This is a genomic window from Cryobacterium sp. Hh38 (assembly GCF_004403235.1).
Classification (GTDB): domain Bacteria; phylum Actinomycetota; class Actinomycetes; order Actinomycetales; family Microbacteriaceae; genus Cryobacterium; species Cryobacterium levicorallinum.
Genome location: NZ_SOHD01000037.1, coordinates 81,093 through 94,673, shown reverse-complemented (window position 1 = coordinate 94,673; position 13,581 = coordinate 81,093). Strand labels below are relative to the sequence as shown.

Sequence of the window (13,581 nt, the reverse complement as noted above, 5' to 3'; positions counted from 1 at the left end):
CCACATGAGGCCGGAAAGCACTACGGCTTTCCGCACCTTTGGGGTACGTATAGATACATTACGGCCAGACCACCCACCCGTCAAAACGCCCCCCACCCGGGCGTGTCGCCCGGCTCCGCGCCGAGACGCGGGCCAAAACGGGCCCACTCCTCGACCAGCGAGAACCACGAAACCGCTCCCCGACTCGAACGACCGGGCCCACCTTATGGAGCCGGGCCCACGATAGAACATGGGCCCGGTCCGGACGGGGGCTAGTAGCGGTAGTGGGCTACTTTGTACGGGCCCTCGGCGGGAACACCGATGTAGGCGGACTGCTCGGGGGTCAGCACGGTCAGCTCCACCCCGAGGGCGTCGAGGTGCAGGCGCGCTACCTTCTCGTCGAGCAGCTTCGGCAGCACATACACGCCCACCGGGTACTTCTCCGGTGAGACATACAGCTCGATTTGCGCGAGCACCTGGTTGGTGAACGAGTTGCTCATCACGAACGAGGGGTGTCCGGTGGCATTGCCGAGGTTCATCAGGCGTCCCTCGGACAGGACGAGCACACTGCGCCCGCTCGGCAGACGCCATTCGTCGACCTGCGGCTTGATCTGAACCTTGACGGCGCCCGGCAGCGACTCGAGCGAGGCCATGTCGATCTCGTTGTCAAAGTGACCGACGTTCGCGACGATGGCGAGGTGCTTCATGCGCAGCATGTGGTCGACACCGATGACGTTGAAGTTTCCGGTGCCGCTGACAAAGATGTCGACCTGTTCGACGACGGAGTCGAGGCGGGCGACCTGGAATCCATCCATCGCCGCCTGCAGGGCGTTAATCGGGTCGATTTCGCTCACGATGACGCGGGCACCCTGGCCGCGCAGCGCTTCGGCGGCGCCCTTGCCGACGTCACCATAACCGGCGACGAAGACGACCTTGCCGCCGATCAGCACATCCGTTGCCCGGTTGAGGCCGTCGGGCAGCGAGTGGCGAATGCCGTACTTGTTGTCGAACTTGCTCTTGGTGACGGAGTCGTTCACATTGATGGCCGGAAAGAGCAGTTCCTTGCTCGCTGCGAGCTCGTAGAGGCGGTGCACACCGGTGGTGGTCTCTTCGGTGACGCCCATGAGGTCGGCCGCGACCAGGGTCCAGCGGTCGGTTGACTCGGCCAGAGAGCGACGGAGGGCGGCGAGAATGACGCCGTATTCGTGGCTGTCACCGGCAGCATCCGCTGGTACGGCGCCAGCCAATTCGAACTCGCGACCCTTGTGCACGAGCATGGTGGCGTCACCGCCGTCGTCGAGGATCATGTTCGGGCCGGTCCAGCTGGTTCCGGCGGCTTGCGCTTCAGTGCTCCAGTCGAAGATCTGCGCGGTGCACCACCAGTAGTCCTCGAGGGTTTCGCCCTTCCAAGCGAACACGGGAACGCCGGCCGGGGCATCCACTGTGCCGGTGGGGCCGACCGCGATCGCGGCGGCGGCTTCGTCCTGCGTCGAGAAAATGTTGCAGCTGGCCCAGCGCACCTGGGCGCCGAGCGCGACGAGGGTCTCGATCAGCACGGCGGTCTGCACGGTCATGTGCAGGGATCCGGCGATGCGGGCTCCGGCGAGCGGCTTCGATTCGCCGAATTCGGTGCGGAGGGCCATGAGCCCGGGCATCTCGTTCTCGGCCAGGCGCAACTGGTGGCGTCCAGCCTCGGCGAGTGACAAATCGGCGATCTTATAGGTGAACGTGGGGGGCGCGGTGGCCGAAGCGACAGTCATGGTGCTATCTTGCCATTTCCGCCTGAACGCCCCCGACGAAAATTGGTTCGACCGCACGCTGATAATGCTAAGCAGCGGCGGAACGGATGCTGCCCACTTCCGTGGGCAGACGGCCTGCGGGACGAGACGGCCAGGTTTTGTCAACGAAGTAATTCCAAGAGGCCGAAACGGCCACTAGTCGGCGAGGCCGAAACGGCCCAATAGACGAGCAGGGCAGCGGGCCGGGTCAGGGGTTCGACCGCGGGACGAGGCGGCCGGGGCAAGTCGGAGCTGGCTACTCAACGGGGTCGGACTCGTCGGCGACGAGGCGGTGCCGCATCAGCTGCCACCCCTGCGGAGCGGTCGTTCGCTCCGCGTGCCGTGCGCAGAGGTCGAAGGTGTGCGGTTCTTTGCGGCCGGCGAGTGGGCCGAGTACGGCCAGCGAGTCTCGATAGTCAAAGGTGAGCGTGGCCACCGAGGGTTCGAGGCAGGCAACGCGGGAACACGGACGGAATGTCATTGCCTCTCAGGGTACCCGTCGACCCGCCTAGGATGGCAGCATGGCCCGATCTCGACGTTCTGCAGCGCCCGAACCGACCGTACGCGGTCGCGGGCGCGACCGGCACGGCCGCGGAATTCGCAGCTCGGCGACCGGTCCGTTTCTGCCGCCGCTGCGCACCCGAATCGACCTGTTCGACATAACGGTCGCCTCCACGATCGAATACCTGCGCGGCGTCTGGCCGGAAGAACTCGGCCACGCCGTGTTCGAGGTGGCCTCCGGTCCGCGCTCGGTGAAGCCGGGCATCGGCGTGGAACGCTGGATGGTCACGCCGGCGACGAATCGGGTGGTGTTCTACCGGCTGCCAATTCAGCGACTGTCCCGCCTGCACGAAAACGACGAGATGCACCAGCGCATGATGATCGAGACCTGCGTCTTTCGCGGAGTCGCCGAGCTGCTCGGCAAAGACCCGTGGGATCTCGCACCGGATCGCTTCCGCCACTTCTAGGCCGCCGCCACTTCTCGGCCGTCACCGCTTGGGCTGCGCAAGCCGTGCTGCGCCCAAGTCGGGCATCCGCTGATGCCAAACCGCTGCGCAGGTCGGCGCGGCGCGCGCTTGAAAAGCTCGCATGTGGTCAGAACGTGGACCGCGAGCGAGGGCGGCATCCGCTCGGCTGATCAGCGTCGATCCCTGTCCAGGAGCGGGATTGAGGGGTGTTTGGCGCGCCAGTATTGTCTGAACGTTTGCTGAATTAAGTAACAGAACGGTAACGGATTGAGGCAATTCCAAACCATTTCAAGGGTGGAACCGAACACCATGCAGACCCCAACACCACCTGCTCGATTGACAGAAAAGGATTCATCCCATGCGCACATTCACCAAGGCCACCATTGGTTTCGCCTCCGCCGGAATTCTCATCGCCGGTCTCGCCGGCTGCTCGTCGGACGCCGGCACGACGACCCCGGCGCCCGCTTCGAGCTCCAGCTCCTCCGACTCGGCCTCCGCTGACCCGACGCCGCTCGCCTCGATCCCCAGCCTGTCCGGCGTGGACACCGCCGTGCTGCTCGACGCCGACTTCGGCGCCGCTCTGACGAGCCTCGGCCTGGCCGCCGGAACCGTGGGAACGGCCACCTTGGAAGAGGGCAGCCTGCACTTCCCGATCACCGGCGGAAACGTGGACTACTACGACCCGGCCGAAGATTACCGCCCCTTCGTTCAGGGTTCCATTGAGCACGAGGGATCCGGCTTCTCGCTGACCGCCGGCGACATCGTCGTCGAGCTGACCAACTTCACCATCGACCCGGGCACCTCGGAGCTCTTCGGTGACGTCTCGGTCAACGGCGAGTCCGCTGCCACCCAGGCCCTGCTGTTCGACCTCTACGGTGGAACCCTTGAGCCGCTCAAGATGGACGGCGACAACGCCATCCTCACCGGCACCACGGTTCACATCTCTTCCGTCGCCGCCGGCCTGCTGAACTCCACCTTCAGCACCGACGCCGTCGCCGACCAGATGCTCGTTGGCATCGCAACCATCACCGCCGCCACGAAGTAGTTCTTCTCCACAGCTTTCGGCTGTACAGCACAAACGGGGCTCGCCACACGGCGGGCCCCGTTTGTTGCGTGCCCGGGGGCCTTTGCGGCACGTGTGCGCCTCGCGGCACTCGTTAGCGAAACGGGCGCCCGGTGCTAGGGATGCCACGAACTCTAACGAGTGCCGCGAGCGGGTTGAGGCGGGCTGCCGCACCAAGGCGGTCAGGCACGGCGGTCAGACAGCAGGGCGGTCAGGCAGGGCTGCCAAGCGGCGAGGTTAGGACCGGCGGGCGCGCAGGGGGCGCAGCATCCGCTTGGCTGAGCCTGGACCAGCGCGACGCAGGGAAACCGCCACGATCACGATGATCGCGATCGCGATCGACGCTCGGGTGAGCGGAACGCTCGGCACCAGCAGACGCAGCGTGAGCGCCATCGGCACGAGCAGCCATTCCCAGCGGCCGCTGAGCGCCACGAACGGCAGCAGCAGCAGCGCATACCAGGGGTATCGAGGGCTGAGTACGAGCAGGGTCGCGCCGATCATGACGAGCTGGCCGACCCACGGCTGGTTCTGGTCGGTCTTGAGAATCACCAGCACGGCGACGATGGCCAGAATCAGGCCAGCGACGATCACAGCGGATGCCCCCGGCGCCACCAGGGACACCAGCGCGAACCGCGACCCGTCCTGATACCCCTCTTCACTCAGGTAGCCGGGCAGGTAACCGAGGACCCCGATGCCGGTCGCGATCACATAGGGAACGTAGAGCAGGGCAAAACTCAGAACGGATGCCGTCACCATTCGCCAGCCACCGCGCCGGAGCAGCGCTGGCGCGGCGAGCACCGGGATGAGCTTGGTGCCGATCGCGATCCCGAGGGCGATGCCGCCACGCCAGACCTTCTTCGTGGACACGAGAAATACGGCCGCGACGACGAAGATGACGCCGAGCATATCCACGTGGGAGTTGGTGATCGCCTCGGTCGCTACGAGTGGACACCAGGCCCAGAGGGCGACGTTGCGTTGGTCGAGGCCTCGGCGGCGAGTGCCGACCAGCAGCATGACCGTGGTGCCCAGGCTGAGCAGCAGCCCGGCGAGCTGCAACGGCCAGTAGGCCGGCTCGGGTCCGGTGAGGAAGCGCACGCCGGCGAAGAAGATTTCGCTGGCCGGAGGGTAGATCGTGGGTAGGGCCGTGCGGTTCAGGGACGAGCAGAGCAGGTCGCCGTCGGTCGTGCGTGCGGTGGCGATGCGTTCGCCGACACATTTCTCCTCCCCGCCCGCCTCGCTCTGGGGCGTCGGGAACAGCCAGCCTGGTCTCAGGGAATCGAGGCGGGCATCCGCTGGGGTGAAGGCGTAGGGGCTGATTCCTGCGTTTTGCACGATGCCATCCCAGGCGTAGCGGGCCGAATCGGTACTCGTGTTGGGCGGGCCGACCATGGCCGCGCCGCCGATCAGGGCGGAGCCAGCCAGGATCAGGGCAACCACCGCTTTGCCGTTGATTTTATGCAGCAGCCAGCAGGCGAGGCCGAAGACAAACCAGAGCGCAGCCGTGACCAACACCAATTGCACTTCGTCACGCTCGGGCGGGAACAGGTCGAGGGTTGTCACGCTGAATGCGGTGAGGGCAGCGCTGAGCACCAGCAGGACCGCGATGATCGTTATGCGCACGGTTCAGTCTCTCGTACGGTGTTCGTTTGCCCGTGATCGTTCCCCAACTCACCCGCACATCGTAAGGAATTTTTCCGGTTTGCAACGCGCTGTGGTGATGCAATAGAAGTATGCGGCAATTGATGTATGAGACCCAGCGAGCGCTGGCGTCACCGGTGCGCAATCCGCGCATGGCGACCGTGATCGGGCGGCTGCTCGGTGCCGCCTTTCTGATCTGCTTCGGCACCGGCCTGTACAGCCATTTTCTGCAGGAACCGCTCGACTGGATGCGCTTCGCGACCCGGCCGGAATTTCTGTATCAGGTAACCCAGGGCACGCACATCATCGCCGGCATCGCCTGTTTTCCGCTGCTGCTGGCCAAGTTGTACATCGTTTTTCCCGACCTGTTCGCCTATCCCCCGGTGCGCGGTTTCGTGCATTTTCTCGAACGGGCCTCGATCGCCCTGTTTGTGGGGGCCTCGCTCGTGCAGATCACGATCGGACTGCTCAACACGTTTCAGTGGTATCCGTGGCCCTTTCCGTTTCGGCAGGTGCACTTTGCGCTCGGCTGGGTGCTGATCGGGCTGTTGGTGATTCACATTGCGGTCAAGCTGCCAGTGATTACGCGGTATTGGAGTAAGTCGTCGGGTTCGGGTTCTGACTCGGGCGACGGCGATCATCTGGTCGACGCGGTGTCGGCCGACCGGGCGGCTGATGCGGAGGCGGTGCGACTGTGGGGCACAACTCGGCCGGGGGGCCTCACCGGGCGACTGCTCGACTATATCGATGCGACGCCGCGTCCGTCTTCGCGGGTCAGCCGGCGCGGATTTCTCACCACCGTCGGCGTCGCCACGACGGCCGTCGTGGCCCTGACCGCCGGCCAGACCTTCACGCCGCTGAACGCGGTCAACCTGTTCGCGCCGCGCAAGAAGGGCGTCGGCCAGCAGGGGGTTCCGGTGAATCGCACCAGCGAGCAGGCGCAGGTGGCGGATGCCGCCCTCGCTTCATCGTGGACTCTTACCCTCGCGGTGGCCGGCACCGAGCGCTCCTTCACCCGGGCCGAACTGCTCGCGTTGCCTCAGACCGAGGTTCGGCTGCCGATCGCCTGCGTCGAGGGTTGGAGTCAGATGGCGACGTGGCGCGGTGTGCGGCTGCGCGACCTCGCCGACCTGATGAAAGCCGACCCGGAGACCTCGTTTCGTCTGATCAGCCTGGAAGAACGCGGCAGCTTCAGCAAAACCCAGATGGGCCGGGAATATGTGCGCGACTCGCTCACGCTCGTGGCTCTCGAGCTCAACGGCGAGACTCTCGACCTCGAGCATGGGTATCCGGCCCGCATGATCGCGCCGGGGCGGCCCGGGGTGTTGCAAACCAAATGGCTGAGCCGAATCGAGGCGATCGAATCATGAGAGCGGATGCGCGCGGATCACGCGGCGAGACGGCCGGCGGTGACGTCGGTGTCGACACCGGAGTGGGGGTGACCGGCAGGGGTGCCCCGATGGGTTCGGCCACCACGTCAACCGAGAACGCCGGGACTGGCCTGTTTCCGCCACCGGCCGGGATCGCGGCGTCGACCAGCCGGCGGATGCGGAGCATCCGTTTGGTGCTGGTGGGTGCTGGTGTGCTGCTGCTGGCCTGGGGCGCGTTTGTGATGTTCGATTCGGTGCGGCTGACCCGGATTCCCGGGGTGGCGCTCTGGATTGCGGCGGCGATCGTGCTGCACGATGCGATTTTGGCGCCGATCGTGTTTGCGTGTGGGATTGCGCTGCGCCGAGTCGGGCGGCGGACGACCGGCACGGTCATTGCGATCGTGCAGGGCGCAATTGTGGTCGGATCTATTGTGTCGCTGATCGCGGTGCCGACGATGGTGGCGAAGAATTTTGCTCCGGCGAATCCGACCGTGCTGCCGCTGGATTACGGGCTCAACCTGGGGATTTTCTGGCTCGTGCTGGCGGTTTTGACGGCGGGGTTGTCGGTGTGGGCGCTGCTGCGGGAGCGGCGCCAGCGGGTCATCCGCGTCTCGCTCAGACGTTGAAGATCGTCGGTGCACGGTCAGACTCCTAAGCACCTTGGTCCGGGCCCACCTTAGGGAACCGGGCCCATGATCCAGCATGGGCCCGGTTCCCGGGCCCGGGCCCGGAAAGATAAACGACTAGGCGCGAGCCAGGCGGGCGAAGGTGCGGCCGCCGCGGGACCATTCGGCGACCGGGGTCAGGCCTGCTTGTGCGGCCCGGCGGCGCAGGGCGCTGACACCGAGTTCGGCCCAGGGGAAGGCGTCGCTCATATGTCCGGCGGCGTCGTGCAGGGTGCCCACATAGGCGAGGTCGTGTTCGGGGTCGCGGTGAACCTCGACGACGAGCATGCCGTCGCGGGCGAGCAGCGCGGCGCAGCGTTCGAGGAGCGCGTCGGGGTCGCCGCCAATGCCGATATTGCCGTCGACGAGCAGCAGGGTTGCCCAGGTTCCCTCGAGCGGAAGGTGATCGAAGACGGAGCGGTGCAGCACGGCAAGTCCGGCGGCCAGGGCGATCCGCACGGCGGTCGGTGACACGTCGACGCCGAGTGCGTCGAGGCCTTCGTCCATCGCGGCCCGGATCATTCGGCCCGGTCCGCAGCCGATATCGAGCACCGGTCCGGCGACGCCCGCCAGCAGGGAACGGTCGATCGCATCGGCTCCGGCGCTCCACCGTCCGGCGTGCATGGTGGAAACGCGGGCGGCCGTTTCCGGATCGGCGTCGTGGCGGCGGCCGTGCAGGTAGAGCACGTTGTCGTCGCTTTGCAGTGCCTGGGCGTAGGGTTCGGATCCGCCGGCACCGAAGGTAGTAGGGCGCCGAAAACGGTCGGCCGTCGTCTGGTCGGCAGCCGAACGGTTCGCGGCCCCATGCTCGGCCAATTCCCCGACGAGTTCCGAAGTGAATCGGTCAGCGGCATTCGGACCCTCGCTGACCGGCCATTTCGCCGGCTGGTCCCAGAGGCGCGGGGAGACGAGGGTCACGAGCGTGTTCCGGTCAGCGTGAGCAGGTCGGCAGCGCGCGTGGCCGCCGAGTGCAGGTCGGCCGGGTACGGGGCCACCGGGTGCAGGTCGGGGGCACGCGCGTCGACAGCTCGCCCCTCCGCGGGGGGCCGATCCGGCGAGCGCCGTTCGGTCGCGGGCTGGTTTGCATCACCGGGTTGAGCGGATGCCCGCACCCCCGCGAAGGCACGCGCGAAGCGCGTGTGGGGGGCGATCGAGGCGACGGTCTGGGCATCCGTTATGGTGTCGATGTCAGTGAGCGCGGGCAGCAGGCGCACGGTGAGGCCGGCCTGATCGAGACGTTCCAGCTGGTGTGCGCCGGTGTCGGAGCGGCTCATCGGGATGCCTCGGAGCAGCGCACCGCTCGGGTCTTTCAGCGCGAGCGCCCAGAACCCGCCGTCGTTGGCGGGGCCGAACCAGGCATCCGTTTCATTCCAGTTTTGGAATACTGGTGCGAGCAGCTCGGCGCTGACCTGCGGGGTGTCCATTCCGAGCAGCAGGGTCGGCTCGTCTAGGTGGTCGAAGATGGCGGCGAGGCGTTCATCGAGTCCGCCGCTGGTCTGCGGCAGAATCTGCCAACCGGATGCTTCTGGGGGCGGCGTGACACCATCGAAGGCGAGAATGTGGCGCGTCGCGGGTAGCTGGGCGGCGACCGCTAGGGTGTCGGCGAGGCTCGATGCGGCGAGAAGAGCGGCCTGCCCGAGCGACAACGGCGGGTGCAAACGGGTCTTCACCTTGCCGGGCAGGCATTCCTTGGCGATGACGACGATGGCGGTCATGAGCGGTCCCCAATGCGGCTGGCGCGGGCAGCGTTGCCACTGGCGTCGCTGTCATTCCGGCGTGGGCTGTCGTCAATCTCGTTCCGGACGACGCTGCTGGCGCGAAGCAGAGCGGACATGTCGTGGATGGCGGTGAGGGTGCCGCGCACGGTTCCGGTCACCTTGCTGCGGCCGACCCGCGGCGCATAGCCGGTGTCGACCTCACGAATGCGCCAATCGGCCGCGGCAGCGCCGAGAAACATCTCCAGCGGATACCCGCTGCGGCGGTCGCGCAAATCGAGGGCGAGGAGGTGGTCGCGGCGGGCGGCCCGCATGGGGCCGAGGTCATGAATGTTCACACCTGTTATTCGGCGCAGTCGCCAGGAAAGATAGGTATTTGCTAACCGGGCATGCGGCGGCCACGCATTTCGGGTGGTTGGGCGGCGTCTTCCGAGCACGAGATCGGCGTCGTCTTGAGCGACCGGGTCGACCACGAGCGGCAAGTCGCGCGGGTCCATCGAGGCGTCGGCGTCGCAAAACGCAACGATCGGGGCGGTCGCGGCAAGGAGCCCGGCGTGGGCTGCGGCGCCGAATCCACGACGGGTTTCGTGCACGACCTCGGCGCCGAGGGCACGGGCAATATCCGCCGAACCGTCCGTGGATCCGTTGTCAACCACGATCGCCCGGTAGCCGGCGGGCATCCGCTGGAGAATCCACGGAAGCGCCTGTGCCTCGTTCAGGCAGGGCAGCACCACGTCAACCCGAATACTCGTCATCGTTCGACCCTATGCACAGGGTCTGAGTGTTCAGGGCGAAAGTGGTTACGAACCTGGGAAGGATACCGAGCAGCTCCACAGCAAGCCAAGCCATCGACCGGGCCCACCCTATGAACCGGGGCCCAGTTTGCAGACTGGGCCCGCGTTCCGGGCCCAGTCCCCGAACGGTTAGTGGCGGCATGGGGCGGGGCATCCGTTGACCAGGCGTACAGATCGGCCGCGCGGTACCGCGCGGTGACGCGACCGCGCGCCTAGTCTGAGGGGGTGTCCCCCTCCCAATATTTCGCGCCGCCGCAAGCCGATGCCCTGGCCGGGCGCCGCGTGCTCGTCATCGAGGACGATCCGATGGTGTGTGAGGTGGTCGGACAATACCTGCGCTCCGCCGGATTCGTCGTGGACGAAGCCGTCGACGGGCTCGCCGGACTGCGCCGAGCCGAGGCGGTGCCGCCCGACCTGGTCGTGCTCGATCGCATGCTTCCGCTGCTCGACGGCATCGAAGTGTGTCGGCGCATTCGGCAAAATTGGGGCGCCCTTCCGGTGATCATGCTCACCGCGCTCGGCGAGGAAGAGCACCGCATCGCCGGACTCGAGGCCGGTGCCGACGACTATCTGGTGAAACCGTTCTCGCCGCGGGAACTTGTGTTGCGGGTGCAGTCGGTGCTGCGGCGCAGCCGGTCGGAGTCGATTCCGGAGGGGATTCTCGAGGCCGGCGAGTTCACGCTCAACCTGGCCGCGCACCAGATTCGCCTGCGCGGGACCCCCCTCGTGCTCACCGCGCGCGAATTCGATTTGCTCGCCTACCTGATCTGGCGCCCCTCCAAGGTGCTCACCCGCGAGGAACTCCTCCGCTCGGTCTGGGGCTGGGAATTCGGTGACCTGTCTACGGTGACCGTGCATGTGCGGCGGCTGCGGGAGAAGATCGAAGCCGACCCGGCGCATCCGCTCGTATTGAACACGGTCTGGGGGGTTGGCTACCGGTTCGACCCTGTGCCGCTGGGCGCGGGGGCTGCGGCTGGCACGGTGTCGGCGGAGAACGCTGGGACTGCGCGGGGCGCACAGAGCGCGGATGGCCCGAAGAATGCCGGCGGCACGACATGACCGCCTCGGTGTTCGCCGCGGTCGCCGGCATCGCACTCGGCTGCGCGCTGGTCGTGGGCGCGCTCGGATTGCTCGCGTTGCGGCTGCTGTCTCGCGGGTCTTTGGTAGCCCAGATCGTCGTCGTCGCCTTCGCCACCGTCGCATCGGTGGTCAGTGGAACAGCTGCGGTCGCCTCGCTGATGTACCTGTCGGCGCACGATCTGATCGTGTTCTACGCGGTCGCTGCGGTGGCGGGTGTCGTGTCGCTTGTGATGGCGTCGGTGCTCGGACGCTCACTGGCACGCGACAACAAGTATTTTCGGGCCGCCGCGGCGAGCATCGGTCGAGGCGAATCGGTTCTCTCCCCGGATCGGCACACGAGTCTGGAGTTCGCAGCGCTGGCCGGGGAGCTCGCCGCAACCGCCGATCGGCTGACCGAATCCCGCGAGCGGGAAGAACGCGTTGAGGCGTCCCGACGCGAAATCGTGGCCTGGATCTCGCACGATTTGCGCACCCCGCTGGCTGGAATCCGCGCCATGGCCGAGGCGCTGGAAGACGGCATGGCGCCAGATCCCGAGCGGTACTACGTGCAGATACGCGGGCAGGTCGACCGACTCAGCGGAATGGTCGACGACCTGTTTGAGCTGTCCAAAATCCATTCGGGAGCGCTGCAGCTGTCGCTCGAACGGGTCTCCCTGTATGACCTGATGAGCGATACGGTGGCCGATCTGGCGCCGGTTGCCCTCGCGAAATCGCTCAACCTGCGCTTCGAGGGTGAACGCGGTCTGATGCTGCAAGCGGATGCCCGCCAGCTGGCCCGCGCGGTGGGCAACCTGGTGATGAATGCCATCCAACATTCGCCGGCCGACAGTGTGATCGTGGTCTCTGCAACCCGGCACGTCGACGGGCGGGCCATCATCTCGGTCGTTGACGCGGCGGGCGGTATCCCCGAACAGGACCTCGGCCGGGTGTTCGAGGCCGGGTGGCGGGCGAGCGAGCCGCGGACCGTGTCTGCCTGGGGAACCGGCGGTCGCAGCGGCGGCGCCGGGCTCGGACTCGCTATTGTTCAGGGGATCGCTGAGGCCCATCACGGGTTGGTGACGGTGACCAATGTGGGGAATGGGTGTCGGTTTGATTTGCTGCTGCCGCAGCATCCGCTTGGCTGAGCGGTATTGATGCGGCGCCGATTGCGACCATTCACCCGCTCAGGGGTGGCACCGCGGGGCCTGCTCAAGGGCCAAAAAGTGGCACCTCACGGATGCGCCGGGACGACCAATCAGGGGCGCACGGCGGCGCGCAGCGGGGCGGTCGCAAACTCGCGCATTCCGTCGTCGAAGGAGATTTGCGCCGACCAGCCGAGTTCTCGTCGCAAACGCTCCGAGGACGCCGTGATATGCCGCACGTCGCCGAGCCGATACTGCCCGGTCACGATGGGTGCCGGGCCGCCCGCCGCCGCGGCAAGGGCGGTCGCCATGTCTCCGATGGTGTGAACGATTCCGCTGCCGACGTTGAACGGACGAAATATTCCGGCATCGAAATTCATTGAGCCGGTGGGTGCGATTTCAGCAGCTGCAGAGTCGGCGTGCGCTCGGCCAAGGCCGGCAGCCTGCGGCCTGTAGTCGAGCCCGGTGAAGTCAAGCGCGGCGATGTTGGCCGCGGCGACGTCCCGTACGTGCACGAAGTCGCGGCGCTGCCGGCCGTCTTCGTACACGCGGGGAGCCTCGCCACGCTCGAGTGCCGAGCGAAACAGTGAGGCGACTCCGGCATAGGGCGTGTTCTGCGGCATGCCCGGCCCGTAAACGTTGTGGTAGCGCAGGGCTGCGACGCGTCCGCCGGTCGAGCGGGCCCACGCGGTCGCAAGATATTCCTGGCCGAGTTTGCTGCTCGCGTAGACGTTGCGCGGGTCGAGCGGATCGGATTCGCTGACCAGAACGGGCTCGAGCGGCTCCCCGGTGGCCGGGTCACGGGGATCGAAGCGTCCGGCATCGAGGTCGCTGGCCAAGCGGGGGCCGGGCCGGGTGAAGCCGTTCGGGCCCCGGTAGCTCCCCTCGCCGTAGACGACCATGGATGACGCCAACACCAGGCGACGGATGCCCCGCGCGGCCATCGCGGCCAGCAGCACGGCCGTCCCGACCTCGTTGCTGTGCACATAGTCGGGGGCGTCGGCGAAGTCCACACCGAGGCCGACCTTGGCTGCCTGGTGACAGACCACGTCGATGTCGGCGAGGGCGCCGGCTGCGGTGGCCGGGTCGGTCACGTCCCCGTGCACGAACTCGACCCGCGGGTCCAGTCCCGCCGGCCTGACGTTCCGGGCCCGGGCCCGGAAACGGGGCCCATGTTCTATCATGGGCCCACTTTCTGGGCCCGGGCCCGGACCGGTTGTGGACTCTGCCGCGGGGCCGTGCACGTCGGCGCGCAGTGAGTCCAGCACGCGCACCTCGTAGCCGCGGGCGAGGGCTGCCTCAACGATCGCGGAACCGATGAATCCGGCGCCGCCGGTGATCAGCAGACGGACGCCGCTCATGCGAGGCCTCGGTAACAGGCACGAGCTAGTCGGTTGGTCGGCCAGGACG

13 protein-coding genes are annotated in these 13,581 nt (G+C 66.9%); 6 read left to right on the top strand and 7 right to left on the bottom strand.

Annotated features, from left to right (window positions below):
* Positions 1-251: 251 nt before the first annotated feature.
* A complete protein-coding gene (gene ahcY, locus E3T41_RS13325; protein WP_092452675.1) occupies positions 252-1,739 on the bottom strand; it encodes an adenosylhomocysteinase in 1,488 nt (495 codons plus the stop codon).
* A 274-nt stretch (positions 1,740-2,013) separates the two neighbouring features.
* The gene (locus E3T41_RS13320; protein ID WP_092452672.1) at positions 2,014-2,238 is read right to left on the bottom strand and encodes a DUF3499 family protein; all 225 of its coding nucleotides are present in this window, start codon (positions 2,236-2,238) and stop codon (positions 2,014-2,016) included.
* Positions 2,239-2,278: 40 nt separating this feature from the next.
* Between E3T41_RS13320 and E3T41_RS13315 the strand changes: the two genes are divergently transcribed.
* Together E3T41_RS13315 and E3T41_RS13310 are read left to right on the top strand one after the other, a co-directional pair.
* Complete coding sequence (locus tag E3T41_RS13315; RefSeq protein WP_092452669.1) at positions 2,279-2,725, top strand: metallopeptidase family protein; 447 nt, start codon at positions 2,279-2,281, stop codon at positions 2,723-2,725.
* Between the two features lie 358 nt (positions 2,726-3,083).
* On the top strand, positions 3,084-3,770 hold the full coding sequence (locus E3T41_RS13310; RefSeq protein WP_092452666.1) for a hypothetical protein: 687 nt from the start codon (positions 3,084-3,086) through the stop codon (positions 3,768-3,770).
* Positions 3,771-4,025: 255 nt separating this feature from the next.
* On the opposite strand, the gene E3T41_RS13305 is transcribed toward E3T41_RS13310, so the two are convergent.
* On the bottom strand, positions 4,026-5,408 hold the full coding sequence (locus tag E3T41_RS13305; protein ID WP_134479014.1) for a glycosyltransferase family 87 protein: 1,383 nt from the start codon (positions 5,406-5,408) through the stop codon (positions 4,026-4,028).
* Positions 5,409-5,518: 110 nt separating this feature from the next.
* On the opposite strand from E3T41_RS13305, the gene E3T41_RS13300 reads away from it, so the two are divergent.
* The gene (locus E3T41_RS13300; protein ID WP_134479012.1) at positions 5,519-6,796 is read left to right on the top strand and encodes a molybdopterin-dependent oxidoreductase; all 1,278 of its coding nucleotides are present in this window, start codon (positions 5,519-5,521) and stop codon (positions 6,794-6,796) included.
* An 89-nt stretch (positions 6,797-6,885) separates the two neighbouring features.
* A complete protein-coding gene (locus tag E3T41_RS13295) occupies positions 6,886-7,422 on the top strand; it encodes a hypothetical protein (protein ID WP_134479010.1) in 537 nt (178 codons plus the stop codon).
* Between the two features lie 117 nt (positions 7,423-7,539).
* Here E3T41_RS13295 and E3T41_RS13290 read toward each other — a convergent pair whose 3' ends face one another.
* From E3T41_RS13290 to E3T41_RS13280, 3 genes are read right to left on the bottom strand one after another with little or no spacing between them, the layout of a single operon-like run.
* Complete coding sequence (locus E3T41_RS13290; RefSeq protein ID WP_241991174.1) at positions 7,540-8,379, bottom strand: bifunctional 2-polyprenyl-6-hydroxyphenol methylase/3-demethylubiquinol 3-O-methyltransferase UbiG; 840 nt, start codon at positions 8,377-8,379, stop codon at positions 7,540-7,542.
* Positions 8,376-9,176, bottom strand: coding sequence for a DUF2064 domain-containing protein (locus E3T41_RS13285; RefSeq protein WP_134479008.1), 801 nt, complete (start codon positions 9,174-9,176; stop codon positions 8,376-8,378). Before E3T41_RS13285 ends, E3T41_RS13290 begins: the two co-directional genes overlap by 4 nt.
* Complete coding sequence (locus E3T41_RS13280; protein ID WP_092452651.1) at positions 9,173-9,931, bottom strand: glycosyltransferase family 2 protein; 759 nt, start codon at positions 9,929-9,931, stop codon at positions 9,173-9,175. Before E3T41_RS13280 ends, E3T41_RS13285 begins: the two co-directional genes overlap by 4 nt.
* Before the next feature lie 264 nt (positions 9,932-10,195).
* Between E3T41_RS13280 and E3T41_RS13275 the strand changes: the two genes are divergently transcribed.
* On the top strand, positions 10,196-11,029 hold the full coding sequence (locus E3T41_RS13275) for a response regulator transcription factor (protein ID WP_198416424.1): 834 nt from the start codon (positions 10,196-10,198) through the stop codon (positions 11,027-11,029).
* On the top strand, positions 11,026-12,174 hold the full coding sequence (locus tag E3T41_RS13270; RefSeq protein WP_134479006.1) for a sensor histidine kinase KdpD: 1,149 nt from the start codon (positions 11,026-11,028) through the stop codon (positions 12,172-12,174). The genes E3T41_RS13275 and E3T41_RS13270 overlap by 4 nt, the downstream gene beginning before the upstream one ends.
* A gap of 110 nt (positions 12,175-12,284) precedes the next feature.
* On the opposite strand, the gene E3T41_RS13265 is transcribed toward E3T41_RS13270, so the two are convergent.
* A complete protein-coding gene (locus E3T41_RS13265; protein ID WP_092452646.1) occupies positions 12,285-13,532 on the bottom strand; it encodes an NAD(P)-dependent oxidoreductase in 1,248 nt (415 codons plus the stop codon).
* Positions 13,533-13,581: the final 49 nt, after the last annotated feature.